The organism is Klebsiella sp. 28, assembly GCF_018223905.1.
Taxonomy (GTDB): domain Bacteria; phylum Pseudomonadota; class Gammaproteobacteria; order Enterobacterales; family Enterobacteriaceae; genus Klebsiella; species Klebsiella pneumoniae.
Map to the genome: position 1 here is coordinate 14,942 of NZ_JAGRQY010000138.1, position 23,821 is coordinate 38,762.

Annotated in this window: 21 protein-coding genes; 5 read left to right on the forward strand and 16 right to left on the reverse strand. The window is 60.1% G+C overall.

The genetic code is table 11. The features are described 5' to 3' along the window. Positions 1 to 58: 58 nt before the first annotated feature. From gudD to syd, 7 genes are all read right to left on the reverse strand, one after another. Positions 59 to 1,399 carry a glucarate dehydratase gene (gene gudD / locus KHQ28_RS21680; protein WP_002915223.1) on the reverse strand — a complete coding sequence of 447 codons (1,341 nt, stop codon included), beginning with the start codon at positions 1,397 to 1,399 and terminating at the stop codon, positions 59 to 61. Positions 1,400 to 1,416: 17 nt separating this feature from the next. Further along, positions 1,417 to 2,757, reverse strand: a complete 1,341-nt coding sequence (locus tag KHQ28_RS21685) for an enolase C-terminal domain-like protein (RefSeq protein ID WP_004900218.1) — start codon at positions 2,755 to 2,757, stop codon at positions 1,417 to 1,419. A gap of 2 nt (positions 2,758 to 2,759) precedes the next feature. Beyond that, a complete protein-coding gene (locus KHQ28_RS21690) occupies positions 2,760 to 4,112 on the reverse strand; it encodes an MFS transporter (RefSeq protein WP_002915225.1) in 1,353 nt (450 codons plus the stop codon). Between the two features lie 471 nt (positions 4,113 to 4,583). Continuing rightward, positions 4,584 to 5,027, reverse strand: a complete 444-nt coding sequence (locus KHQ28_RS21695) for a flavodoxin (protein ID WP_002915235.1) — start codon at positions 5,025 to 5,027, stop codon at positions 4,584 to 4,586. Between the two features lie 4 nt (positions 5,028 to 5,031). After that, on the reverse strand, positions 5,032 to 5,826 hold the full coding sequence (gene truC / locus KHQ28_RS21700; protein ID WP_002915236.1) for a tRNA pseudouridine(65) synthase TruC: 795 nt from the start codon (positions 5,824 to 5,826) through the stop codon (positions 5,032 to 5,034). Then, entirely contained in the window at positions 5,826 to 6,155 is a 330-nt protein-coding gene (locus KHQ28_RS21705) for a YqcC family protein (RefSeq protein ID WP_002915249.1), read from the reverse strand. The genes truC and KHQ28_RS21705 overlap by 1 nt, the downstream gene beginning before the upstream one ends. Positions 6,156 to 6,786: 631 nt before the next feature. After that, entirely contained in the window at positions 6,787 to 7,332 is a 546-nt protein-coding gene (gene syd, locus KHQ28_RS21710) for a SecY-interacting protein (protein WP_002915253.1), read from the reverse strand. 68 nt (positions 7,333 to 7,400) lie between these two features. Here syd and queF point away from each other — a divergent pair, with 68 nt between their 5' ends. The 5 genes from queF to KHQ28_RS21735 all read left to right on the forward strand — a co-directional run bounded on the left by queF (position 7,401) and on the right by KHQ28_RS21735 (position 14,037). Next, entirely contained in the window at positions 7,401 to 8,246 is an 846-nt protein-coding gene (gene queF, locus KHQ28_RS21715) for an NADPH-dependent 7-cyano-7-deazaguanine reductase QueF (RefSeq protein WP_004174633.1), read from the forward strand. 111 nt (positions 8,247 to 8,357) lie between these two features. Then, the gene (gene ppnN / locus KHQ28_RS21720; protein WP_002915258.1) at positions 8,358 to 9,725 is read left to right on the forward strand and encodes a nucleotide 5'-monophosphate nucleosidase PpnN; all 1,368 of its coding nucleotides are present in this window, start codon (positions 8,358 to 8,360) and stop codon (positions 9,723 to 9,725) included. Positions 9,726 to 10,234: 509 nt separating this feature from the next. Then, positions 10,235 to 11,524: an HAAAP family serine/threonine permease gene (locus tag KHQ28_RS21725; protein ID WP_004151070.1), complete on the forward strand. Its 1,290-nt coding sequence runs from the start codon at positions 10,235 to 10,237 to the stop codon at positions 11,522 to 11,524. A 65-nt stretch (positions 11,525 to 11,589) separates the two neighbouring features. After that, positions 11,590 to 12,957 (forward strand): L-serine ammonia-lyase, encoded by a 1,368-nt coding sequence (locus KHQ28_RS21730; protein WP_002915259.1) that lies wholly within the window; start codon positions 11,590 to 11,592, stop codon positions 12,955 to 12,957. A 138-nt stretch (positions 12,958 to 13,095) separates the two neighbouring features. Then, positions 13,096 to 14,037, forward strand: coding sequence for an aliphatic sulfonate ABC transporter substrate-binding protein (locus tag KHQ28_RS21735; protein ID WP_002915261.1), 942 nt, complete (start codon positions 13,096 to 13,098; stop codon positions 14,035 to 14,037). A 45-nt stretch (positions 14,038 to 14,082) separates the two neighbouring features. On the opposite strand, the gene KHQ28_RS21740 is transcribed toward KHQ28_RS21735, so the two are convergent. From KHQ28_RS21740 to KHQ28_RS21780, 9 genes are all read right to left on the reverse strand, one after another. Continuing rightward, positions 14,083 to 15,306 (reverse strand): acyl-CoA dehydrogenase family protein, encoded by a 1,224-nt coding sequence (locus KHQ28_RS21740; RefSeq protein WP_002915263.1) that lies wholly within the window; start codon positions 15,304 to 15,306, stop codon positions 14,083 to 14,085. Positions 15,307 to 15,316: 10 nt separating this feature from the next. After that, a complete protein-coding gene (locus KHQ28_RS21745; protein WP_032418395.1) occupies positions 15,317 to 16,738 on the reverse strand; it encodes an MFS transporter in 1,422 nt (473 codons plus the stop codon). A 193-nt stretch (positions 16,739 to 16,931) separates the two neighbouring features. Continuing rightward, on the reverse strand, positions 16,932 to 17,810 hold the full coding sequence (locus KHQ28_RS21750) for a MetQ/NlpA family ABC transporter substrate-binding protein (RefSeq protein ID WP_002915265.1): 879 nt from the start codon (positions 17,808 to 17,810) through the stop codon (positions 16,932 to 16,934). After that, complete coding sequence (locus tag KHQ28_RS21755) at positions 17,807 to 18,505, reverse strand: methionine ABC transporter permease (RefSeq protein WP_015958893.1); 699 nt, start codon at positions 18,503 to 18,505, stop codon at positions 17,807 to 17,809. Before KHQ28_RS21755 ends, KHQ28_RS21750 begins: the two co-directional genes overlap by 4 nt. Next, entirely contained in the window at positions 18,502 to 19,524 is a 1,023-nt protein-coding gene (locus tag KHQ28_RS21760) for a methionine ABC transporter ATP-binding protein (protein WP_020317275.1), read from the reverse strand. Before KHQ28_RS21760 ends, KHQ28_RS21755 begins: the two co-directional genes overlap by 4 nt. Continuing rightward, positions 19,521 to 20,927: an LLM class flavin-dependent oxidoreductase gene (locus KHQ28_RS21765; protein ID WP_032418394.1), complete on the reverse strand. Its 1,407-nt coding sequence runs from the start codon at positions 20,925 to 20,927 to the stop codon at positions 19,521 to 19,523. The genes KHQ28_RS21760 and KHQ28_RS21765 overlap by 4 nt, the downstream gene beginning before the upstream one ends. A gap of 73 nt (positions 20,928 to 21,000) precedes the next feature. Then, positions 21,001 to 22,398 carry an FAD/NAD(P)-binding protein gene (locus KHQ28_RS21770; protein WP_032418393.1) on the reverse strand — a complete coding sequence of 466 codons (1,398 nt, stop codon included), beginning with the start codon at positions 22,396 to 22,398 and terminating at the stop codon, positions 21,001 to 21,003. A gap of 46 nt (positions 22,399 to 22,444) precedes the next feature. Further along, the gene (gene ssuD / locus KHQ28_RS21775; RefSeq protein ID WP_004142863.1) at positions 22,445 to 23,617 is read right to left on the reverse strand and encodes an FMNH2-dependent alkanesulfonate monooxygenase; all 1,173 of its coding nucleotides are present in this window, start codon (positions 23,615 to 23,617) and stop codon (positions 22,445 to 22,447) included. 77 nt (positions 23,618 to 23,694) lie between these two features. Beyond that, the gene (locus tag KHQ28_RS21780; protein ID WP_004219275.1) at positions 23,695 to 23,811 is read right to left on the reverse strand and encodes a hypothetical protein; all 117 of its coding nucleotides are present in this window, start codon (positions 23,809 to 23,811) and stop codon (positions 23,695 to 23,697) included. Positions 23,812 to 23,821 lie beyond the last annotated feature (10 nt).

Genomic DNA, 23,821 nt, shown 5'->3' on the forward strand with positions numbered 1-23,821 from the left:
CTGAGCCAACCCCTGGCGCTGTCGCGCAATGCCGGCCCCCGCAGAGGCCGGCGGACTTTTAGCGCACCATGCATGGACGCTTGTTGTCAAAGGTCCAGCCCGGGATCAGATACTGCATCGCCATCGCATCGTCGCGGGCGCCAAGACCATGTTTCTTATATAGCTCATTTGCCTGCATCACGCGGTCCATATCCAGCTCAACCCCCAGGCCCGGGGTACTCGGTACCTGCACCATGCCGCCTTTGATTTCAAAAGGTTGTTTGGTCAGACGCTGGTTGCCCTCCTGCCAGATCCAGTGGGTATCGATAGCGGTGATCTTGCCCGGCGCCGCTGCCGCGACGTGGGTGAACATCGCCAGCGACACGTCGAAGTGATTATTAGAGTGCGAACCCCAGGTCAGGCCGAACTCATGGCACATCTGCGCTACGCGCACCGACCCCTGCATGGTCCAGAAGTGCGGGTCCGCCAGCGGGATATCCACCGATTGTAGCGACAGCGTATGGCCCATCTGCCGCCAGTCGGTGGCGATCATATTGGTGGCGGTCGGCAGGCCCGTCGCGCGGCGGAACTCGGCCATCACTTCGCGGCCGGAGAAGCCCTGTTCGGCGCCGCACGGATCTTCCGCATAGGCCAGCACGCCCTTCAGCTGTTTACCAATCTGAATGGCCTCCTCAAGCAGCCAGGCGCCATTCGGGTCGAGAGTGACGCGAGCATTCGGGAAGCGCTTCGCCAGGGCGCTGATCGCTTCGGCTTCTTCAAAACCGGCCAGCACGCCGCCCTTCAGCTTAAAGTCGTTGAAACCATATTTTTCATACGCCGCTTCCGCCAGGCGGACCACCGCATCCGGCGTCATCGCCTCTTCATGGCGCAGGCGATACCACTCGCACTGCTCATCCGGCTGGCTCTGATAGGCCAGCGGCGTCGCATGGCGATTACCGACAAAGAACAGATAGCCCAGCATTTCGACTTCGCTGCGCTGCTGGCCATCGCCTAGCAGCGAGGCGACGTTGACCCCAAGGTGCTGGCCCAGCAGATCCAGCAGTGCCGCTTCGATGCCGGTCACCACGTGAATGGTGGTGCGCAGGTCAAAGGTCTGCAGGCCGCGGCCCCCGGCGTCGCGGTCGGCAAACTGATTGCGTACCGCGCCCAGCACGTTTTTATACTCGCCCAGCGTTTTGCCCACCACCAGCGGAATGGCATCCTCCAGGGTCTGGCGAATCTTTTCACCGCCCGGGATTTCACCGACGCCGGTATGGCCGGCGTTATCTTTGATAATTACGATATTGCGGGTGAAGTACGGGGCGTGGGCGCCGCTCAGGTTCATCAGCATGCTGTCATGGCCGGCAACCGGGATCACCTGCATGGTGGTGACAACGGGCGTTGAAGAGAAAGTCGTCATAGCATCATCCTTTTTAATTAGTGGCGGCCGAAAACGGGACGTTTGCGGTCGAATGTCCAGCCGGGGATCAGGTACTGCATCGGGCCCGCGTCGTTGCGCGCGCCGCCCGGCAGCGCTTTATAGGCCTCATGGGCTCTGCGCACCTGCTCCCAGTCAAGTTCCACGCCGAGTCCCGGCGCGTCTGGCACGGCAATGCTGCCGTTAATAATCTGCAGCGGATCTTTGGTCAGGCGCGCGTCGCCCTCCTGCCAGATCCAGTGGGTATCGATGGCGGTGGGGTTGCCCGGCGCGGCGGCGCCGACGTGGGTAAACATCGCCAGGGAAATATCAAAGTGGTTGTTGGAATGGCAGCCCCAGGTGAGCCCCCAGTCGTCGCACAGCTGCGCCACCCGCACCGCGCCGGAGAGCGTCCAGAAGTGCGGGTCCGCCAGCGGGATATCGACGGCGTTGAGCATCACCGCATGGCCCATTTCGCGCCAGTTAGTGGCTATCATATTGGTGGCGACCGGCAGCCCGGTGGCGCGGCGGAACTCGGCCATCACCTCCCGGCCGGAGAAACCCTGCTCGGCGCCGCACGGATCTTCGGCGTAGGTCAGAACATCCTGCAGCCCTTTACACAGCGCGATGGCCTCATCCAGCAGCCAGGCGCCGTTAGGGTCGACGGTGATGCGCGCATCCGGGAAACGCTTTTTCAGCGCCCGCGCGGTGTCAATCTCCTGCTCGCCGGGCAGCACGCCGCCTTTGAGCTTAAAGTCTTTGAAACCGTAGCGATCCTGGGCGGCTTCCGCCAGACGCACTACCGCCTCGCTGCTCAACGCCTGCTGGTGGCGCAGGCGGTACCATTCGTGATCGCCCGGCGTATGGTCCAGATAGCCAAGGTCGGTTTTCTGCCGATCGCCGATATAGAACAGGTAGCCCAGCACGGTGACGGCATCACGCTGCTTACCCGGGCCCAGCAGCTCGCAGACCGGCACATTAAGCACCTGGCCGAGCAGGTCCAGCAGCGCCGCTTCCAGCGCCGCCACCGCGTTAACCTTCAGTTCGAAGGTCCACGCCCCTTTGCCGAAGGTGTCGAAATCCGCCGCCTGATTGCCTTTGTGCACCTGCTGCACCACGCGATTGAGTCGGGCGACCTCCTGGCCCACCACCTGCGGGATCGCCGCCAGCAGCGTCTGGTAGATGACCTCTCCGCCGGGCGCTTCGCCGACGCCGGTATGGCCGGCGTTATCGGTTAACACCACGATATTGCGGGTAAACCAGGCGTTATGCGCTCCGCCGATGTTCAGCAGCATGCTGTCGTGCCCGGCCACCGGAATGACCTTCATCTCTGTGATAATCGGGCTGGATTGAGTAGTCATGATTAACGTCCCGCTACAGGTTTCAGTTCGATACGTTTGATATCGCCCACCAGCACCAGATAGCTCAGCACCGCCACCAGGGCATGGATACCGACGTAGATCAGCGCGCCGTTGAACGAGCCGGTGGTGCCGACGATATAGCCGATGGCGATCGGGGTGACGATGCCGGAGATATTGCCGAACATATTGAACAGACCGCCGGAGAGACCGCTAATCTCTTTCGGCGCGGTATCCGCCATCACCGCCCAGCCGAGGGCGCCGATCCCTTTGCCGAAGAAGGCCATTGCCATAAAGCCGATCACCATCCACTCCACGTTGACATAGTTACACATCAGCATGGTCATGGAGAGCAGCATCCCCAGCACAATCGGCGTTTTGCGCGCAATGTTCAGCGAGCCGGTGCGGCGCATTAACCAGTCGGAGATCACCCCGCCCAGCACCCCGCCGACAAAGCCGCACACCGCCGGAATCGAGGCGACAAAGCCGGCTTTGAGGATCGACATGCCGCGCGCCTGCACCAGATAAACCGGGAACCAGGTGATAAAGAAGTAGGTTAAGGCGTTGATGCAGTACTGACCGATATAGATGCCGATCATCATCCGCGAGCCGATCAGTTGCTTGATCTGCCCCATTTTGACGCTAAACGGCACTTTCTGCGCGCTGCTCTTCTGATCCATGTTGATCAGCGCCCCGCCTTCGGCGATATAGTCCAGCTCTTTCTGGTTCACGCCCGGGTGGTTGTTCGGATCGTGGATCACTTTCAGCCACACAAAGCTAATCACAATCCCCAGCCCGCCCATAAAGAAGAACACATGCGACCAACCCACCTCATGCGTCAGCCAGCCCATGATCGGCGCGAAAATAACGGTGGCAAAGTACTGGGCGGAGTTAAAAATCGATACCGCTGTCCCCCTCTCCTGCGCCGGGAACCAGGCGGCGACGATCCGGCTGTTGCCGGGGAATGACGGCGACTCGGCAAGGCCGACGAGGAAGCGCAGGGTAAACAGCGCAACGATAATGCCAAAGCCGCTGAAGATATCGACGAAGCCCTGCAGCAGGGTAAACATCGACCAGATGAAGATCGACCAGAAATAGACGCGCTTCGAGCCGAAGCGGTCGAGCAGCCAGCCGCCCGGGATCTGGCCGATGACATAAGCCCATGAGAAGGCGGAGAACACATACCCCATCCCCACCGGATCAAGGCCGATATCCCTGGCCATTTCCGAACCGGCGATCGACAGCGTCGCCCGGTCGCCATAGTTAAAAGAGGTGACGATAAACAGCATCACCACTATCCAGTAGCGGGCGTTGGTGCGCTTTTCAGCCGCCGTCGCCGCCTGACTTAATGAACTCATTGTTGTACTCCTGAACCATAGCGTTTAGCTACGTTCATTCTGAACAGCACAACCTGTAGGGTAATCAGAATGACGTGGTCGTGTTTTGATAGTTGTCGTTATATCTGGCACTGCATTTATCACTGGCTGGAGCAGTATATGAAGAGGCACACCGCGGCTCACCGTGCATCCACACAGCTTTTACGCCGCTATTGCAGGTGGTTTGTGGCGAATGCCTGAAAGAATGGGGGGAAGTTCACGGAAATGAAAAGCCAGCGCCGCTGGCGCCGCATAGCGCAGCAAAAAGGCCCGGAGTGTGAAATACCTCACTTGACCCGGTGAAACTGGCTGGCTTAAGCCATGATATTGCTAAGGATATTATGGCGTTTGCCTAAAGGCGCGGCACCTGGAAAGCGCTACTATTTTGACGTCCGCGTATCTGGCCGCGACGTATTGAAAGAGCGCCCTCTGCGTAGGGAGAGGGCAGCGCTTTTATGCGAGCAGGGTGGCCCACTGCTCAACCCACGGATTGGAGACGCTCTCCGGCTCCGGGTCTTCGCTGGCGTCAATCTTCAGCATCTCGCCGATGCGCTTCGCGCCCTGCTCCTGCAGCAGCTGATCGAACTTCAGGCCGCCGCCGCAAAAGTTGGCATAGGTGCTGTCGCCGAGCGCGATAATGCCGTACCGCAGGTGAGGCTGATACATATCTTTGATGCCCTCATACAGCGGGACGATGCTGTCCGGCAGATCGCCCTGCCCGGTGGTGGAGGTGACCACCAGCACATACTTACCCGTGTAGGATTCCCAGTCGTTGACCTGCGGATCCTCATACACGGTAGCCTTGTGTCCCAGTCCGCTGAGGATCGCTTCCGCTTCTTCCGCGACCAGCAGCGAGTTGCCGTACATGGTGCCGACAAAAATTCCGACTTCCGCCATGCTATTATCTCCCTGGATTGACCTTATTCTCTTCATCCTGACCGCTGTCGTCGGCAAACTCAACCCTTTCATTTAGCGGGAGAAGCCCGCGCCAGCCAAACTGCGACAGCGCGCGCATCCAGACGTCGTCAAAACCGGCGCGCAGGGTCAGCGGCTCGCCGGTAAAAGGATGGGTTAACGACAGCTCGCTGGCGTGCAGCATTAGGCGGTGACAGCCGAAATGTTCCGCGGCGCTGCGGTTTTGCCGCAGATCGCCGTGCTTGCTGTCGCCGAGGATCGGATGACGGAGGTGGGCCAGATGACGGCGCAGCTGGTGCTTGCGGCCGGTTTTCGGCTCCAGTTCCACCAGCCCATAGCGCGAGGTGGGATAGCGCCCAGTCGCCACTGGCATCTCCACTGTCGCCAGACCGCGGTAGTGGGTTACCGCTGGCTGCGGCCCTTTATCTTCGCGGGCGAACTTATCGGCAATTCTATCCAGCTCCTCCACCAGCGGGTAATCCAGCAGCGCCTCTTCCATCAGCCAGCCGCGGACGATCGCATGGTAGCGCTTCCGGATCTGGTGCTGCTCGAACTGTTGCGCCAGCAGCCGGCCCGCCTCGCTCGACAATCCCATCAGCAGCACGCCGGAGGTGGGCCGGTCGAGACGATGAGCGGTAAAAACGTGCTGACCAATCTGGTCGCGCACGGTCTGCATCACCACCACTTTCTCGTCGCGATCGAGCCAGCTGCGATGCACCAGCCAGCCCGAGGGTTTGTTGACCGCCACCAGCCAGTCGTCCTGGTAGATAATCTCCAGCATCAGGCCTGCTCACCGGCAAACAGCGCGTCTAACAGCAGAAGTTCCGCCAGCATGGATTCGCGGACCGGGTGGGCCTGATCCAGAGCCATTTCGTAATAAGGCGCAACGGCAAAATTTTGCGGCAGCGGCTGGCCGCTCTCCAGCAGCTGGTGCATACGCGGGATCAGGACCCACTGCAGCCACTCCAGCGGCTCCAGGGTATCCAGGCAAAACGGCTTATCGCTGGCGAAGGCGCTGCTGTCCGGCGCCGTCTCCTGCCAGTGCTCCGTTTCGCGCAGCAGGGCTTCAATGGCGCGCAGGCGATCGCGCACGCTATCGTGAAGAGTCATGGGGAAACCTCGATGAGTTAAAAACCGGGCGCAGGATAGCAAATCCGCAGGAGAAATAAAAAAAGGGAGCACTGTATAAACAGTGCTCCCGGTTCGTTTTGCAGCAGTCCCGCTACATTGGTGCTCCCTGCTCGTCCTTGAAAACTTTTCCTGAGGTCTCCTGACCATGTTCATCCATAAACACGTGCATCCTGCTTTCACACCACCCCGATGCGAAATGACTTATCCATAAGTTTGTCCCGATCTTCCTGATCCACCGTTCATCCTGAGCGGCTCTCGTTCTCCATCCTGGAGGTGTCCATTACGCGATCCTGCGTTATCCTTGCTTCATCCTGAAGCCTGTCCCTGCAGCGCCGTCCTGGCGGGTCCTGCAGAAGCGCCATCATCCTGATGTTCGCTTCATTTCGCGACGTCCTGTCGACAGACATAGGATCACTGATTCTGCCCCTTCTTACAACCCTTCTTGAGACAATCTCTTAAGATTAGTCCCCACTCAAAAGGACGAAAAAATTAAGATCTGATTTAATACCAACAACTTATATAAAAAAGTATGGATTAAATTTACCTTAAATGATGACGATCTCTTACAGGTTTTGTAAGAGATCTCTCACAAACGATCTGGCAGACTGGATTACAGAACTGGCTCAAGGTGGTTGAGGAAACCCGCAAGTGAGGGAGAAAGCGTAATGCGTTTGGCGGTGCCGAGGGTCTCTTTGACTACCTCGCCGCTGAGATTACAGACGGATATCACATCCAGTTCACTCTCGAGGGTGGCGATAAACAGCGTCGGCGACAGCTTCAACCGCTTCTGCACCACCAGGTGCCCGATTAAATTTTCCTGCACCCGCTGGAAATCCTCTTCACTCCAGGTCTGCAGCAGCGTCAAGGTTTCGCCGGCAAACCGGCCGGACATATCGCCGGCAAACTGAGTGGTATAATAAGAATGAAGCGGCTGTTGTACCACAATGTCGAGGGCGCGTTCAACCGCGCTGATATTTTGCGCCAGCGAAAACGGCTGCGGCTGCCAGAAAACGGCCTCGCCCTGGGTGTCGACAACGCAAGGCGACGGGACGCCGTAAAGCTCTTCACTGCGCGGCAGGCTGTGGCGCTGCTGCTGCCAGACGGCGCAATATCGTTGGGTAAAAGCGCGTAGCGCTTCTGCTGTCTGATGGTCCACCGGTTTCTCTCTTCACGTTAGACAGGATACACTGGAGCAATAGTGTACCCGCTTTACTATGGTGAAACATGTCTTCTTACGATAATCATCAGGCGCTGGCCGGCCTGACGCTCGGTAAATCAACCGATTACCGCGATACCTATGACGCCTCGCTGCTGCAGGGCGTGCCGCGCAGTTTAAACCGCGACCCGCTGGGCCTGCATGCCGATAATCTGCCGTTTCACGGCGCCGATATCTGGACGCTATACGAACTCTCCTGGCTGAACGGCAAAGGTCTGCCGCAGGTGGCTGTCGGCCACGTCGAGCTGCCCGATACCAGCCTCAATCTGGTGGAGTCGAAAAGCTTTAAGCTCTATCTCAACAGCTTTAACCAGACCCGTTTCGCCAGCTGGCAGGACGTTGCAGAGACGCTGACTCGCGATCTCAGCGCCTGCGCGCAGGGGAAGGTGAAGGTATCGCTCTACCGCCTGGATGAACTGGAAGGCCAGCCGATTGCCCGCCTGCACGGCACCTGCATCGACGATCAGGATATCGAGATCGATAACTATCAGTTCAGCGCCGATTACCTGCAGGGCGCCGCCAGCGGCAAAATCGTGGAGGAGACGCTGGTCAGCCACCTGCTGAAGTCTAATTGCCTTATCACTCATCAGCCGGACTGGGGCTCGGTGCAGATCCAGTATCGGGGGGCGAAAATCGACCGCGAGCAGCTCCTGCGCTATCTGGTTTCGTTCCGCCACCATAACGAATTCCATGAGCAGTGCGTCGAACGTATCTTTAACGATATTCTCCGTTTCTGCCAGCCGGAATCGCTTTCCGTTTACGCCCGCTATACGCGGCGCGGCGGTCTGGATATCAACCCCTGGCGCAGCAATGGCGACTTTTCCCCCGCCACCGGCCGCCTCGCCCGTCAATAATAAACAATTTCACAATTTGCGTGCGTTTAGGCGCGCGCAAGGTTGTGGAAACGCCGTTCGCAGGGCTATTGTAATCACAGGAAGACCATAAGCGTCCTGTAAGGAGTTCACTTGATTACACATGTTAGCCCGCTTGGTTCAATGGATATGCTGTCGCAGCTGGAAGTGGATATGCTTAAGCGCACCGCCAGCAGCGACCTGTACCAACTCTTTCGCAACTGCTCGCTTGCTGTGCTCAACTCGGGGAGCCTGACCGATAACAGCAAGGAGCTCCTGTCCCGTTTCGAAAATTTCGAGATTAACGTGCTGCGGCGCGAACGCGGCGTGAAGCTGGAACTGATCAACCCGCCGGAAGACGCCTTCGTTGACGGGCGGATTATCCGCTCCCTGCAGGCCAACCTGTTCGCCGTGCTGCGCGATATCCTGTTTGTTTACGGCCAGATCCACAATACCGTTCGCTTCCCGAACCTCGATCTCGAAAGTTCGGTTCATATCACTAACCTGGTGTTCTCGATCCTGCGCAACGCCCGCGCGCTGCACGTCGGCGAGGCGCCGAACATGATCGTCTGCTGGGGCGGCCACTCCATCAACGAAAACGAATATCTCTACGCCCGCCGCGTCGGTACGCAGCTGGGCCTGCGGGAACTGAATATCTGCACCGGCTGCGGGCCTGGCGCAATGGAGGCACCGATGAAAGGCGCCGCCGTCGGCCATGCGCAGCAGCGCTACAAAGACAGCCGCTTTATCGGCATGACCGAACCATCCATTATCGCTGCGGAACCACCGAACCCGCTGGTCAATGAACTGATCATCATGCCGGATATCGAAAAGCGTCTGGAGGCCTTCGTACGTATCGCCCACGGGATCATTATTTTCCCGGGCGGCGTCGGCACTGCCGAAGAGCTGCTCTACCTGCTGGGTATTCTGATGCACCCCGACAACAAAGCGCAGGTGCTGCCGCTGATCCTCACCGGGCCGAAGGAGAGCGCCGACTACTTCCGCGTACTGGACGAGTTTATCACCCATACCCTGGGCGAATCGGCCCGTCGCCACTACCGGATCATCATTGACGACCCCGCGGAAGTGGCGCGGCAGATGAAAAAAGCGATGCCGCTGGTGAAAGAGAGCCGTCGCGAGACCGATGACGCCTATAGCTTTAACTGGTCGATTCGCATCTCGCCGGACCTGCAGATGCCGTTTGATCCGACCCACGAGAACATGGCCAACCTCAAACTCTCCCCGGATCAGCCGGTGGAAGTGCTGGCCGCCGACCTGCGTCGTGCCTTCTCCGGGATTGTCGCGGGGAACGTCAAAGAGGTGGGCATCCAGGCCATTGAGCAGTACGGTCCTTACAAATTGCACGGCGATCCGGAGATGATGCGCCGTATGGACGATCTGCTGCAGGGCTTCGTCGCCCAGCACCGCATGAAGCTTCCGGGCGGCACCGCCTATATTCCTTGCTACGAAATCATCGCCTGATTTCCCCCTCTCCCGCCGGGGCATCGCCTGACGCCTGCCCCCGGCGGGCTCTCTTCCTCTGACTTCCAGAACGCGCTAAAAACCTTTCTGTTACTAATCAATCACCTGAATTATTTCTACATAGCCAAACGTTTGCGTTGGTAAAAACTGCGACAATTATCACTGCAAAAAATGGTTTTAAGCGCAAAAACGTCGACTAGTTCTCTTTTTTACAGTAAATCCCTCGTTATTACGCCGCTCCGCTTTTATCTCATATGCTGCAAATGGTAGCCTTCGCGCCACAAATCGCTGGCTGATCACCAGAAACAGGCTGTTGGACTAAAAATACGCACATTGAAAGTGGATTATTGCATTTGAGATCGCGATCACTGATGCATAAACCATATAAATGTATCTTTCCGGCCCAATTATTACGGAGAAAATTTCTAAAAAAACCGTAATTAAACGAATTTCATGTTACGCAATTGTATTTATTCATTAGATTTTGTTGATTCCTCCAGGAGATACAGATGGAAACCACTCAAACCAGCACCATCGTTTCGGGCGAAACCCGCAGCGGATGGCGTAAAACCGACACCATGTGGATGCTGGGCCTGTACGGTACAGCGATTGGTGCGGGCGTCTTGTTCCTGCCGATCAACGCCGGCGTTGGCGGCATGATCCCCCTGATCATCATGGCGATTCTGGCCTTCCCGATGACTTTCTTCGCCCACCGCGGCATGACCCGCTTCGTGCTCTCCGGGAAAAACCCGGGCGAAGACATCACCGAAGTAGTGGAAGAACACTTCGGCGTAGGCGCAGGTAAGCTGATTACCCTGCTTTATTTCTTCGCTATCTACCCGATCCTGCTGGTTTATAGCGTGGCGATCACTAACACCGTCGAAACCTTCATGGCGCACCAGCTGCACATGACGCCGCCGCCGCGCGCCATTCTGTCGCTGATCCTGATTGTCGGCATGATGACCATTGTGCGTTTCGGCGAGCAGATGATCGTTAAGGCAATGAGTGTGCTGGTGTTCCCGTTCGTTATCGCGCTGATGGTGCTGGCTCTGTATCTGATCCCGCAGTGGAACGGCGCGGCGCTGGAGACGCTCTCCCTGAGCGGCGCTTCCGTTACCGGCAACGGCCTGCTGATGACCCTGTGGCTGGCGATCCCGGTGATGGTCTTCTCCTTCAACCACTCGCCGATCATCTCTTCCTTCGCGGTAGCCAAACGTGAAGAGTACGGCGAAGGCGCTGAGAAGAAATGCTCCAGTATCCTCGCTCGCGCCCACATCATGATGGTGCTGACCGTGATGTTCTTCGTCTTCAGCTGCGTTCTGAGCCTCTCTCCGGCAGACCTGGCGGCGGCGAAAGAGCAGAACATCTCGATTCTGTCTTACCTGGCGAACCACTTTAACGCGCCAATCATTGCCTGGATGGCGCCGATCATCGCGATGATCGCCATCACCAAATCCTTCCTTGGCCACTATCTGGGCGCTCGCGAAGGCTTTAACGGCATGGTGATTAAATCCCTGCGCAGTAAAGGCAAATCAATTGAAATCAACAAACTGAACAAGCTGACCGCGCTGTTCATGCTGATCACCACCTGGATTGTGGCAACCCTGAACCCGAGCATCCTCGGTATGATCGAGACCCTTGGCGGCCCGATTATCGCGATGATCCTGTTCCTGATGCCGATGTACGCGATTCAGAAAGTCCCGGCGATGCGTAAATACAGCGGCCATATCAGCAACGTCTTCGTGGTGATTATGGGCCTGATTGCCATCTCCGCGATCTTCTACTCTCTGTTCAGCTAATTCATTCAACGCCTCCCCCCGCGCCGCTTTACGGCGGCGCGCTTTCCGACAGCACGGGAATACATATGATCAGCGTATTCGATATCTTTAAAATCGGCATTGGCCCTTCCAGCTCCCATACCGTTGGACCGATGAAAGCGGGCAAACAATTCACTGACGACCTGATCGCGCGCGGCCTGCTGGCCGAGGTGAGCAAAGTCGTCGTCGACGTCTACGGCTCCCTCTCCCTGACCGGTAAAGGCCACCATACCGATATCGCGATTATCATGGGACTCGCCGGCAACCTGCCGGACACCGTCGACATCGACGCCATTCCGGGCTTTATTCAGGACGTTAATACCCATGGCCGCCTGATGCTGGCCAACGGTCAGCACGAAGTGGACTTCCCGGTGGATCAGTGCATGAATTTCCATGCCGACAACCTGTCGCTGCATGAGAACGGCATGCGCATCACCGCCCTGGCCGGCGACAAGGTGCTCTACAGCCAGACGTATTACTCTATCGGCGGCGGCTTTATCGTTGATGAGGAGCACTTCGGCCAGACTACCGAGGCGCCGGTTGCCGTTCCTTACCCTTACAAAAACGCCGCCGACCTGCAGCGTCACTGCCGTGAAACCGGGCTGTCGCTCTCCGGCCTGATGATGCAGAACGAACTGGCGCTGCACAGCAAAGAAGCCCTTGAGCAACACTTCGCCGCGGTGTGGGAAGTGATGAGCGCCGGTATCGAGCGCGGCATCACCACCGAAGGCGTCCTGCCGGGCAAACTGCGCGTCCCGCGCCGCGCCGCCGCGCTGCGCCGCATGCTGGTGAGCCAGGACACCACCAACAGCGATCCGATGGCGGTGGTCGACTGGATCAATATGTTCGCCCTGGCGGTGAACGAAGAGAACGCCGCCGGCGGCCGGGTGGTGACCGCGCCAACCAACGGCGCCTGCGGTATCGTGCCGGCGGTGCTGGCCTACTACGACAAGTTTATCCGCAAGGTGAACAGCAACTCCCTGGCCCGCTATATGCTGGTCGCCAGCGCGATTGGTTCGCTGTATAAGATGAATGCCTCCATCTCCGGCGCCGAAGTCGGCTGCCAGGGTGAAGTGGGGGTCGCCTGCTCGATGGCGGCGGCCGGTCTGGCGGAACTGCTGGGCGGCAGCCCGGGTCAGGTGTGCATCGCGGCAGAGATCGCTATGGAGCATAACCTCGGCCTGACCTGCGACCCGGTCGCCGGCCAGGTGCAGGTGCCGTGCATCGAACGCAACGCTATCGCTGCCGTGAAAGCGGTCAACGCCGCGCGAATGGCGCTGCGCCGGACCAGCGAGCCGCGCGTGTGTCTCGATAAAGTGATCGAGACCATGTACGAAACCGGCAAAGACATGAACGCCAAGTACCGGGAAACCTCCCGCGGTGGTCTGGCGATGAAGATTGTTGCCTGCGATTAACCTGCTGGCCCGCCACGCGTCGGCGTGTCGGGCCATCGTCCTGCATAACTCTTTTTGTTATATCAATAAAATTTTAGTTATTTAATGGTTATAAGCGCTGTTTGTTACCTTACGCAAAACCGCTAAGGAGAACAGACAATGTCCAACCGATTCCGCCCCGCCTGGCTGCTGGTCCTCGCCGCCCTCTCTACCTCCGCGCTGGCCAAAGCGCCGGAAACCGTCAACATCGGCTATCAAAAGGCGAATATCTTCGCGCTGCTGAAGTACCGCGGCACACTGGATGAGAGCCTGAAAAAACAGGGCATTGCCGTACGCTGGGTCGAATTCCCCGCCGGGCCGCAAATGCTGGAGGGGCTGAACGTCGGTAGTATCGATCTGGCCGCGACCGGCGATGCGCCTCCGGCCTTTGCCCAGGCGGCGCAAGCCGATCTGGTCTACCTTGCCCACTCCCCCGCTAACCCGAAAACGGAAGCGATTGTGGTGCCTGAACAGTCGGCAATCCACAGCGTGGCCGACCTGAAGGGCAAGCGCGTGGGCTTGAACAAGGGGTCTGACGTCAACTACCTGCTGGTTGCCGCACTGGAAAAAGCGGGCCTCAGCTATAAAGACATCACCCCGGTCTATCTGCCGCCGGCGGACGCCCGCGCCGCTTTCCAGCGCGGGGCGATTGATGCGTGGGTGATCTGGGATCCGTTCCTCGCAGAAGTGGAAACCAACGCGAAAGCCCGACAGATCCGCAATGCCGAGGGGCTGGTGCCGCACTACACCTTCTATCTCGCCAGCCGCAAGTTTGCAGATACCTACCCGGAGACAGCAAAGCAGGTGGTGGATGAGCTGGGTAAACTCAGCGCGTGGGCGAACAGCCATCAGGACGAGGCCGCCGGGCTGCTGTCGACCTCAACCGGACTGGATAAAGCCATCTGGCTGAAGACCCTGGCCCGCCTGCCCTACGGTGCCGAACGCATGACCCCGGCGGTGTATAACGAACAGCAGGCGCTGGCGGATACCTTTACGCGCATCGGCCTGCTGCCGGTGAAAGTCGACGTGCGCAGCGCCACCTGGTCGCTGGATAAACCTTGATTTTCCTGACGACGGGAAGCACTGCGCCTCCCGTCGCCGACAGGCTTACCCCGCCGTTTTCTCACCATTGCCTATCTGCCAGATAAAGGTGGGCGCTTCACCGTTCACCAGCCAGTTACCGATATTACGTGCCTTATAAATCACCGGATTATGCGAGGCAACCGTCCGCGCATTGCGCCAGTGGCGATCCAGCGCAAGGCGAGTTCGCGTATCCGACGCCCCGAGGGCATTAAACAGCTCCGTAGCCGCCCGCGGGATCCAGTCGCTGGCGATCACCTGCGCCTGCGCCGCTTCCACTTCCGCCAGCTGGTTACGCCGGGCAATCAATGCTTCGTCGTCGCTGACGTGCGCCACATAGGCCTGCTGCAGCGATTCCGCGGCCTGCAGGACCGCGGCCCGGGTCGCCCATGCCCAGCTGCTGATCTGCCCAACGACCTGCAGAACCTGGGCGTCATCGCGCGGCACGGCGGCGTTGCCGTGGCTGTACATCCGGGAGCGATGTTTGACGCCCTGCGCGGCATCCCGCTCAACCGCCAGGCCAATGCCCGCGAGGGTCGCCAGCAGCACATGCTGGTAGAAGGCGGTCTGATAGCGAAAGCGCTGGGCAAAATCATAGACATGTTCGGTTTCTACCCGAGCGCCGGTAAAGCGGGTGGTCCCGCTGCCGGTCAACCGCTGGCCAAAGCCATCCCAGTCATCTTCCCGCACCACGCCGGTCTGCTGGGTGCTGACCAGGGCTATCACATCGCTGGCGGTATCACTGCGCCGGGCAAACACATCGATCCAGTCGGCGTACAGCGCGCCGGTGCTGTAAAACTTCTCGCCGTCGAGTCGCCAGCCGCCCTCTGTCGGCGTCACTCTGGTGTTCACCTCTCCCAGCTTAACCGCGCCGATCTCCGTCCAGCCGCTGCCCACCAGCTCACCGTCGAGGAAGCGACGAAACCAGCGGTCGCGCCCGGCGGAATCCGGCTGATTCAGCTGATCTTCCACAAAGGCAAAGTGCGCGCGCAGGGCCTGCGGCAGGTTAGAGTCCGCTTGCGCCAGCTCGATCAGCAGCGCGCTGAGCTGCGGCAGCGAAGCGCCCCAGCCGCCCTTCTCGCGCGGGATACGCAGCGTGCCGAAGCCCGCTTCTTTCAGCCAGCGGATCGGCTCATCGGGCAGAATGCGCTGCTGTTCGCGCTCCGCAGCGCCCTGGGCGATACGGGTGAATATCGGGCGGAAGGCGGCCGCCAGCGCGTCATAATCGGTGCCAGTGGAGAGCAGGGTCATTGTCAGTTCCTTATTCATGAAGTGCGTCGATATCTTCTCGCGTCGGTTCATGACGGACCGCCAGCAGGAAGAAAATGGGAATAATGGCGGCAAGCGAGACCACCCAGAACATCTGCGTGCCGAGGGAGGCCTGCAGCAGCGGCAGAATAAACAACGCCAGCGCGCTGCCGATCCCGGAGAGTGCCCGGCTGAAACCGACCCCGGTGGCGCGAATGGCAGTAGGATAGGAGAGCGCCGGGTAGATCATCAGCTGCGCCCCCGGGCCAAACCCTTCGGCGAACAGCCACAGCCCCAGCATCGCGATAGCCAGCACGATACCTGCCGTCGCGTGCGGTTGCCCCACCAGCGCCAGCACAATCAGCGCCACAAACTGCAGGGCGAAGCCGGCTATCGCCACATGACGCGAAGGATATTTCCACGCCAGATGCATACCGAGCAGCCCACCGGTAAAAGCAAACAGGGCGTTCAGCCCCAGCGATGCCGAAATAGTTTCGAAGACGCCAGCCCCGAGGAACTGGGCAAGAATTGACGGCAGGAAAAAGGCAATCGCCGTGTACTCGAAGGAGATACAGATATTCATCACCCCGGCGACGATAGTCCGCTCGCGGTAGGGTTTTTCGAACAGCACGCGGAAGCTCACTTTCGGCGCTGGCGCGGGCTTCGCCGCCGGGGCCTCATGGGCATGGATCCCCCAGGAGTCGCGTAAAATACGCACTGCAGAGGTCAGATCGCCCTGGTTCGCCGCCCACAGCGGGGATTCATTCATAAATCGACTGCGGACGGCAATAATCAGCAGTGCCGGCACGGCGCCGAACAGCAGGGAGGCGCGCCATAGCCAGTCAAGATGCTCCTGCGGCAGCAGGAAATAGAGGCCGAAGATAATGAGAAAGCAGACGGTTGAGGCGGCGTACCACATCGGGCACCACGCCGCGAGGCGAGCCGCTTTGTTGCCTTTGCCGGCAAAGCGGGAAAACTCGGCCAGATAGGACATCGCTACCGGCAGGTCGATGCCAACGCCGATGCCCATCAGGAAGCGGGCGCCAATCAACACCCAGACGTTCGGCGCCAGCCCGGCGGCGATAGCCGAAATCACGAAAAAGAACATATCGGCCATAAAAACCGAATAGCGACCATATTTATCGGTCAGCCAGCCGCCGATAATATTGCCGACGATAGTCCCGACCATAATGGACGAAGTCACCAGGCCGGTCAGCAGCGGTGAGAGCTGAAATTCACGTACAACGTCATCAATACCGTAGGAGAGCGTGGTTAAGTCATATGCGTCGAGAAAAACGCCCCCCAGCGCGAGGAAGACAATCATCCGCGCATATTTCGCTTGTTCCTTGCCGGAATTAATTAGACGCGCCACATCCCCGACGCTACTGACCGGTACCGAAGCGATACCGGGATTATCCACTGGTAATGTACTCATTTTTTCACCTTATTATTTTGTGCAGGTCATCAGCGGTTATAGACCGCGCGCGACCAGAATCAAAACAACAAATCATTCTATAAAAATCAATATAATCAATAAGTTAATAAATATCACCAGCACAAAAAGGACGCGTTTTCACGCATCCTCAAGGGAAATAAATAACAACGAAAATAGACGTCGTGCAGGACGCTTATTCCGCGGACACTGGAACTAATACGTCTTTTACCAGCGGGTCATCGGTGGTTTTTAACCACGTCTGGATCCGCGGGTCAGAAAAAGCCTGTTTTAATTTGACGATATTTTCCTGCGATAAATACGGTGTACCAATCACTAATTGCGAAGCAAAGGTGCGCGGCGCCGGCGGGAATAATATGCCTTTCTCACGCGGCACTTTCCCGGCGTCAAATTGCGAGACATAGCCGATGGCGGCATCCACCGAATTTAACGCCCGCGGCATGGTCAGCAGATCCAGCTCTTTAAAGACAAACTGATGCGGGTTACCGACAATATTTTTCAGCTTCGCCGTGCGCGGCTCCACCGCCGGGTCGAGCGAGATCAACCCAATGCGCTGGAGCAGCCACAGGGCCTGCCCCTGATTGGCGCCATCGTCAGGCACGACAATGGTCGCGCCGTTGGGCAACGCCTGTACCGACGAGTAGCGGTCGGAATAGATGCCAAACGCCCACTGGAACACCGGCACCGTGGTCGACAGCGCAAAGCCGTTAGCGTCCACCACCTGTTTAAGCCACCACTGATGCTGATAGATCGTCCCGGCATACTGACCTTCCGCTACCGCGCGGTCAGCCTGGACCGGATCCTGCACCCCCACCGCCTCCAGTTTCAGACCGTAATCGGGCGCAATATGCTGATTAATATACTCAATGATCCGCTGCTCGCCGGCCATCGCCGGCTCGTAGTGAATTTTTAACGTGCTGCCGAAGACCACCTGCTGGCTTTGGGTATGTCCCCGCCACCACCAGAAGGCGATGGCGAGCAGGATAATCACCGCCAGCGCCGCCAGCCAGGGCCAGCGCCGCGCTTTACGTAACTCAAATTGCTCTGTTGTCATACAAGGTTCCCCTGCGTGTGGCGTAAACGGTTGACCAGACGGTCACCCAAAAATTGAATCAACTGGATCGTGGCGATCAGGGCAACGATCGTCGCGATCATGATGTGGTTGTCGAAGCGCTGATAGCCGTACACCACGGCCAGGTAGCCGATGCCGCCGGCGCCGATGGTCCCGGCGATAGCCGAATACTCGATCATCGAGACCAGGTTTAGCGTCACCGCCGCCGCCAGCGCGGGCATGGCTTCACTGAGCTGCGCGCTGGCAATGATTTGCCAGCGCGACCCGCCGCAGACGACCCCCACCGCGGTGACCTCCGCCGGCAACTCGCGCAGCGCGTTCTCCACCAGACGGCCAAAGAACGGGACGCCGGCGGCGATCATCGGCACTACCGCGGCGGGGATGCCAATCGTGGTGCCGGTCAGCCAGTAAGTGAACGGGATAATGGCGGCCATCAGCACCAGAAACGGCAGCGAACGTCCCATATTGACCACCCAGTTCAGCAGCCGGTACAGCAGTGCGTGCGGAAATAAGCCCCGCGGCGAGGCGTTAAACAACACCACCCCCACCAGCCCCCCCAGCGTGACGACAAACAGCATCACAATGGCCACCATCAGCCAGGTTTCGCCATAGGCGGGGAGCAGCAGCGAAGGGATTTCGCCCCAGGGGGTATCCTGACTGATGACTGTCGGTTTCATACCGCCTCCCTGAGCAACGGCGCGCTGTCGAGGATCTCCGCCGTTATGCCGAGCTGCGCCAGCAGGCCCTGCAGTCGCGCGGGCGACAGGCGTTCGCCCTGAAAGCGCACTCCGGCCTGCAGGCGACCGGCCAGCCGACCATTAATCACCTCGACGTGACCGCCAAGGAGATCGATCTGCAGCCCCCACTGCTGGCTCAGGCGGCTGATCCAGTCGGTGGCCACCGGCACATCCCAGCGGTAGCTCAGACGCAGCAGCAGATCGCTATGGGTAGCTGCCGCCGGCGTCAGCGGCAACAGCTGCTGGCCGAGCAGAGAATCGGGACGCGCCAGCAGATCTTCGATCCGCCCGTACTGGACGATCGTCCCGTCGCGGATCTCCGCCACCGCATCCGCCGCCGTGCGCACCGCGTCCATTTCATGGGTAATCAGGACGATCGCCAGCTGGTACTCATCACGCAGCCGCTTGAGCAGAGCCAGCACCGAGGCCGTGGCCTGAGGATCGAGGCCGGAGGTGGCTTCATCCGCCAGCAGAACGGACGGGCGCAGCGCCAGCGCGCGGGCAATGCCGATCCGCTGGCGCTGGCCGCCTGAGAGCTGGGCCGGCCAGGCATCCGCTTTGTGGCTCAGGCCGACGCTCTCCAGCAGCTCGCCAACCCGCGCCTTGATATCGCGCTCCACCACACCAAGCCACGCCAGCGGCAGGGCGACATTCTCCCAGGCGGTCCTGCGGCTCAACAGCGCCGAAGACTGGAAAACGGTGCCAATCGCCCGCCGTTCCCGGCGCAGCGCCTCGCCGGACAGCGCTGACAGATCCTGGCCATTGATACGAATGCTGCCGCTGTCCGGTTGCTCCAGCAGGCTGATGCAGCGCGCCAGGGTTGATTTACCGGCGCCGCTCGGCCCCACCACCGCGGTGATGGAGCGCTCAGGCACCTGCAGCGACAGCCCTTTCAGCACCGCGCTGAGCCGGCCATCCGCCGTGCGGTAACTTTTATGCAGGTCATCAATAGCGATCATGTCACCTTCTCCTCTACCGATGCCGCCGTGCGCGCATCGCGGCGGTAGCTGGCGCCCGGGTGAGGCGCGGCCAGACGCGGGCCGCCGCCGAACAGTTTTTCGCGCAGGGTCCCCTCGCGGTACTCTTGCTTAAAGACGCCGCGCTTTTGCAGCTCAGGCACCAGCAGCTCGACGACATCGCGGAAGGTTTCGTGAGTGACGGCATAGGCGAGGTTAAAGCCATCGACGTCCGTCTCTTCGACCCAGGACTGCAGCTCGTCCGCCACGGTTTGCGCGCTGCCAACCACCAGCGGACCGAAGCCGCCGATCCCCGCCCAATCGGCCAGGGCCTGCACCGTCCACTGGCGGTTCGGATCAGCGGTCGAAAAGGCCTCCACCGCCGACTGAATGGCGTTGGTGTGCAGATACTTCAGCACCTGATCCGGCTGATACTGGCCGAAATCGATCCCCGTCCAGCCGGAGAGCAGCGCCAGCGCGCCTTCATAGCTGACGTACTGCTTATATTCCTGCCACTTCGCCTGTGCCTCGCGGTCGGTGTCGCCGACAATCACCGTCTGCAGGTTGAAGATCAGGATGCTGTGCGGATCGCGCCCCGCCTCAGCTGCCCGGCGGCGAATATCCGCCACCGTCTTCTTCAGCAGCACCTTCGACGGCGCTGCGACGAAGACGCATTCGGCATGGCCGGCGGCGAACTGTTTGCCGCGGCTGGACGCCCCCGCCTGATACAGCACCGGCGTGCGCTGCGGGGATGGCTCGCAGAGGTGGATCCCCGGCACGGAAAAGAACTGTCCCTGATGGTTAATGGGATAGATTTTCCGCGGATCGCTGAAGATCTTCCGCTCTCTGTCGCGCAGCACCGCCCCATCCTCCCAGCTTCCCTCCAGCAACTTATAGATCACCTGCAAATACTCATCGGCATAGTCATAGCGGGTGTCATGGTCGGTCTGGGTCTGCTGGCCGATATTGCGCGCCCCGCTCTCCAGATAGGAGGTGACGATATTCCAGCCCACCCGCCCTTTGGTCAGATGATCGAGCGTCGACAGACGACGAGCGAAGGGGTAAGGATGCTCAAACGACAGCGAGGCGGTCAGGCCGAAGCCCAGATGCTCCGTCACCAGCGCCATTGGGGTGATCAGAGCCAGCGGATCGTTGACCGGAACCTGCGTCGCCTGGCGGATCGCCGCATCGCCGCTGCCGTTCAGCACGTCATAGATCCCCAGCACGTCGGCGATAAACAGCCCGTCGAACTTGCCGCGCTCCAGCAGCCGCGCCAGATCCACCCAGTACTCCAGATCTTTATACTGCCAGGAGCGATCCCGGGGATGCGCCCACAGGCCCGGCGACTGATGGCCGACGCAGTTCATATCGAAAGCGTTAAGACGAATTTCACGTTGTGATGACATAGCAATCTCCATAGCGCGGCCCGTCGCCGGGGCGCACGCGGCAAAATGAATCAGGGAAAAGAAAGAGAGGTATTCAGTACGCAGGACATCGGGAGTCCTGCGGGATCCCGAGCGTGAGTAACGCTTGCGCCGCCACGTCAGCGGCATGGTCGGCTACCTGCGGCAGGCCCATCAGTTCGCCAAAACGCCCGCGGGCGGCCGGACCGGCCACCAGCACCGGCAGCGCCTCAACGTGCGGCTCAGCCACTGCCCGGGAACGGCTGTCCACCTCCAGGCCCATGCCGAGGGCATCGGCGCGAATCAGGCCGCGGCGGGCGAGGTCCTGTAAAAATGGCTGGCTGTCGGTCAGGGCGCGGTGTGCGGGTCCGGTGGTCAGGATCAGGTGATCGACGCTCAGCGTCTGCACGCCGCCGCCGCGCCGCGCCAGCGTCAGACACAGCGTTTCGCCTTCACCGCTTATCGACAGTAGCCTGGCCGCCTGCACCTGCAGACTGCCCGTGCGCTGGCGCGCCTCCAGCACCTCGGCGACCTGCGGCGCCACGCGGTAGCGGTGGACATCCCAGTAATGGCGCAGATGGCGCAGAAAACGCTGGCGATCGGCGACGCTGAGCGCCTGCCAGATCCGTTGCCCCTGCTGACGAACCGCATCCAGCACCACCTGCCAGCTCAGGCCCTGCTGCGCCGCATACGCGACGTCGAGGCGGATCTGGCGCAGGCGCTGGCGCAGGCTGCCCTGCTGATAGTCGCCAGGCCAGGTTGCCCCTGCGCCGCTAAGGTTGCCGCGCGACAGCAGGCCATGGCGCGAAAAGGCGACGATACTGCCGCGGTGGCCCAGCCGGTCCAGCGTCGCGACCGTATCGGCCATGGTTAATCCGGTGCCCATCACCGCCACCCGGGCGTGCGGGGCGATGGCATCGAGCGCGCCTGGCTGCCACGGGTTGGCAATCAGCGCCGGATGATGACGCCAGGCTTCGGCCTGTGCCGGCAGCGAAGGCGGTGGATGACTGATCGCCAGCACCAGCAGATCGGCCTTAAGCTGCAGGCCGCCGTCGGTGGTCACCGTCCCCTGATGAAAAGCGAGCGCCCGATCGCGCAGGTGGCGAAGCCGTCCGCCGCTGGACGCCGCGGCGTCGGCAAAACGCTGCGCCACATAGCGACCAAACTGGCCGCGCTGAGGGTAGACGGAACCGTCCGGGCGCAGCGCCTGCACATCGACGGTAAAGGCAGGCTGATGGCGGTACCAATGATCGAAGGCGCCCTCTTCGTCGCCGGCCAGCTGCATGCGAGCGGCCGGAACGTTAATCCGGTGCGTCGGCTCCGCAGTGGAGTAGGCCACCCCGGCCCCGGGGGACTGGCGCGGCTCCAGCAGCGTCACGCGCACCCCGTTCGGCGCCAGGCGCAGCAGCTCAATCGCCACCGCCGCGCCGCTAAAGCCGCCGCCGATAATCACGATATGCGGTTCTGCACTCATCGCTGCCCTCCTCCGGTATGCTGTCTCATGGTCGCGCTCCGGGCCATCAGCTGGCGCTGACCTGGCGCACCGGGCGCTTATCGCCGCCGATGGTTTCGCCAAACGGACCGGTGTTCACGCTACGCGCCTTCGACGAGGCCCCGTTTTCCAGCGGCAACAGAGGCATCACCAGCTCAGCAAAGCGGTGCGCTTCTTCCAGATGTGGGTAGCCGGAGAAGATAAAGTTGCTGATGCCGAGCGCCTGATATTCGCGGATGCGTTCCGCTACCTGCTGCGGATTACCTACCAGCGCGGTACCCGCGCCGCCGCGCACCAGTCCGACGCCGGCCCACAGATTGGGCGCAATGCGCAGATTATCGCGCGATCCCTGATGCAGGGCGCTCATCCGCGCCTGGCCGGCCGAGTCCATGCGGGCGAAGATCTTTTGCGCCTGGGCAATGGTATCGTCGTCAAGATGGGCGATCAGCCGGTCGGCGGCGGCCCATGCCTCTTCTTCCGTTTCGCGCACAATGACGTGCAGACGAATGCCGTACTGCAGGGTGCGTCCGCGGGCCGCGGCGCGCTCGCGCACCACCGCCAGCTTCTCCGCCACCAGTTCCGGGGGTTCGCCCCACGTCAGATAGCTGTCGATCTGCTCGGCCGCCACATCAATGGCCGCATCAGAAGAGCCGCCGAAATAGAGCGGCGGGCCATTCTCCTGCACCGGCGGGAACAACACCTCAGCGCCTTCCACGTGAATATGCTCGCCGTGATAATCCACTTTTTCCCCGCGCAGCAGGCGGGTGTAAATATCAAGAAATTCGCGGGTCACCTGATAGCGCTCGCTGTGGCTGAGGAAGATACCGTCGCCTTTGTTTTCCACCGGGTCGCCGCCGGTAACGACGTTGATCAGCAGCCGACCTTCCGATAAACGGTCGAGGGTGGCCGCCATCCGCGCCGCCAGGGTTGGCGGCTGCAGGCCCGGCCTGACCGCCACCAGATAGCGCAGACGGCGGGTCAACGGCGCCAGCGCCGAGGCCACCAGCCACGAATCTTCACAGCTTTTACCGGTGGGGATCAGCACGCCGTAGTAGCCCAGGCTGTCGGCTGCCAGCGCCACCTGCTGCAGATAAGGTAAATCGACCGGGCGTCCACCCTCGGTGGTACCCAGATAACGGCCATCGCCGTGGGTAGGTAAGAACCAGAAGACATTGATCTTGTCGGGAGCTTGCTGCGTCATTATCTATTTCCTATATAACCATATCCGATATTTATCGAAGAGATGTTTTAATTTGGTTATATGGGTGTTAGCGATAATCATGCCAATGGTGAATAAAAAATTAATCTTTTAAAATCAATGCACTGAAAACGGCTTCGCCGCGCCGCGCTGTTGCAAATCGCGCAGCCGCCGCGCATCCGCTGGCGCATTTGCAACAGCCGCGGG

What these genes read in the sequence shown, in the direction of transcription:
- gudD (WP_002915223.1), bottom strand. Translation starts at nt 1,399, where the DNA reads ATGACGACTTTCTCTTCAACGCCCGTTGTCACCACCATGCAGGTGATC.
- KHQ28_RS21685 (WP_004900218.1), bottom strand. Translation starts at nt 2,757, where the DNA reads ATGACTACTCAATCCAGCCCGATTATCACAGAGATGAAGGTCATTCCG.
- KHQ28_RS21690 (WP_002915225.1), bottom strand. Translation starts at nt 4,112, where the DNA reads ATGAGTTCATTAAGTCAGGCGGCGACGGCGGCTGAAAAGCGCACCAAC.
- KHQ28_RS21695 (WP_002915235.1), bottom strand. Translation starts at nt 5,027, where the DNA reads ATGGCGGAAGTCGGAATTTTTGTCGGCACCATGTACGGCAACTCGCTG.
- truC (WP_002915236.1), bottom strand. Translation starts at nt 5,826, where the DNA reads ATGCTGGAGATTATCTACCAGGACGACTGGCTGGTGGCGGTCAACAAA.
- KHQ28_RS21705 (WP_002915249.1), bottom strand. Translation starts at nt 6,155, where the DNA reads ATGACTCTTCACGATAGCGTGCGCGATCGCCTGCGCGCCATTGAAGCC.
- queF (WP_004174633.1), top strand. Translation starts at nt 7,401, where the DNA reads ATGTCTTCTTACGATAATCATCAGGCGCTGGCCGGCCTGACGCTCGGT.
- KHQ28_RS21725 (WP_004151070.1), top strand. Translation starts at nt 10,235, where the DNA reads ATGGAAACCACTCAAACCAGCACCATCGTTTCGGGCGAAACCCGCAGC.
- KHQ28_RS21730 (WP_002915259.1), top strand. Translation starts at nt 11,590, where the DNA reads ATGATCAGCGTATTCGATATCTTTAAAATCGGCATTGGCCCTTCCAGC.
- KHQ28_RS21735 (WP_002915261.1), top strand. Translation starts at nt 13,096, where the DNA reads ATGTCCAACCGATTCCGCCCCGCCTGGCTGCTGGTCCTCGCCGCCCTC.
- KHQ28_RS21740 (WP_002915263.1), bottom strand. Translation starts at nt 15,306, where the DNA reads ATGACCCTGCTCTCCACTGGCACCGATTATGACGCGCTGGCGGCCGCC.
- KHQ28_RS21745 (WP_032418395.1), bottom strand. Translation starts at nt 16,738, where the DNA reads ATGAGTACATTACCAGTGGATAATCCCGGTATCGCTTCGGTACCGGTC.
- KHQ28_RS21750 (WP_002915265.1), bottom strand. Translation starts at nt 17,810, where the DNA reads ATGACAACAGAGCAATTTGAGTTACGTAAAGCGCGGCGCTGGCCCTGG.
- KHQ28_RS21755 (WP_015958893.1), bottom strand. Translation starts at nt 18,505, where the DNA reads ATGAAACCGACAGTCATCAGTCAGGATACCCCCTGGGGCGAAATCCCT.
- KHQ28_RS21760 (WP_020317275.1), bottom strand. Translation starts at nt 19,524, where the DNA reads ATGATCGCTATTGATGACCTGCATAAAAGTTACCGCACGGCGGATGGC.
- KHQ28_RS21765 (WP_032418394.1), bottom strand. Translation starts at nt 20,927, where the DNA reads ATGTCATCACAACGTGAAATTCGTCTTAACGCTTTCGATATGAACTGC.
- KHQ28_RS21770 (WP_032418393.1), bottom strand. Translation starts at nt 22,398, where the DNA reads ATGAGTGCAGAACCGCATATCGTGATTATCGGCGGCGGCTTTAGCGGC.
- ssuD (WP_004142863.1), bottom strand. Translation starts at nt 23,617, where the DNA reads ATGACGCAGCAAGCTCCCGACAAGATCAATGTCTTCTGGTTCTTACCT.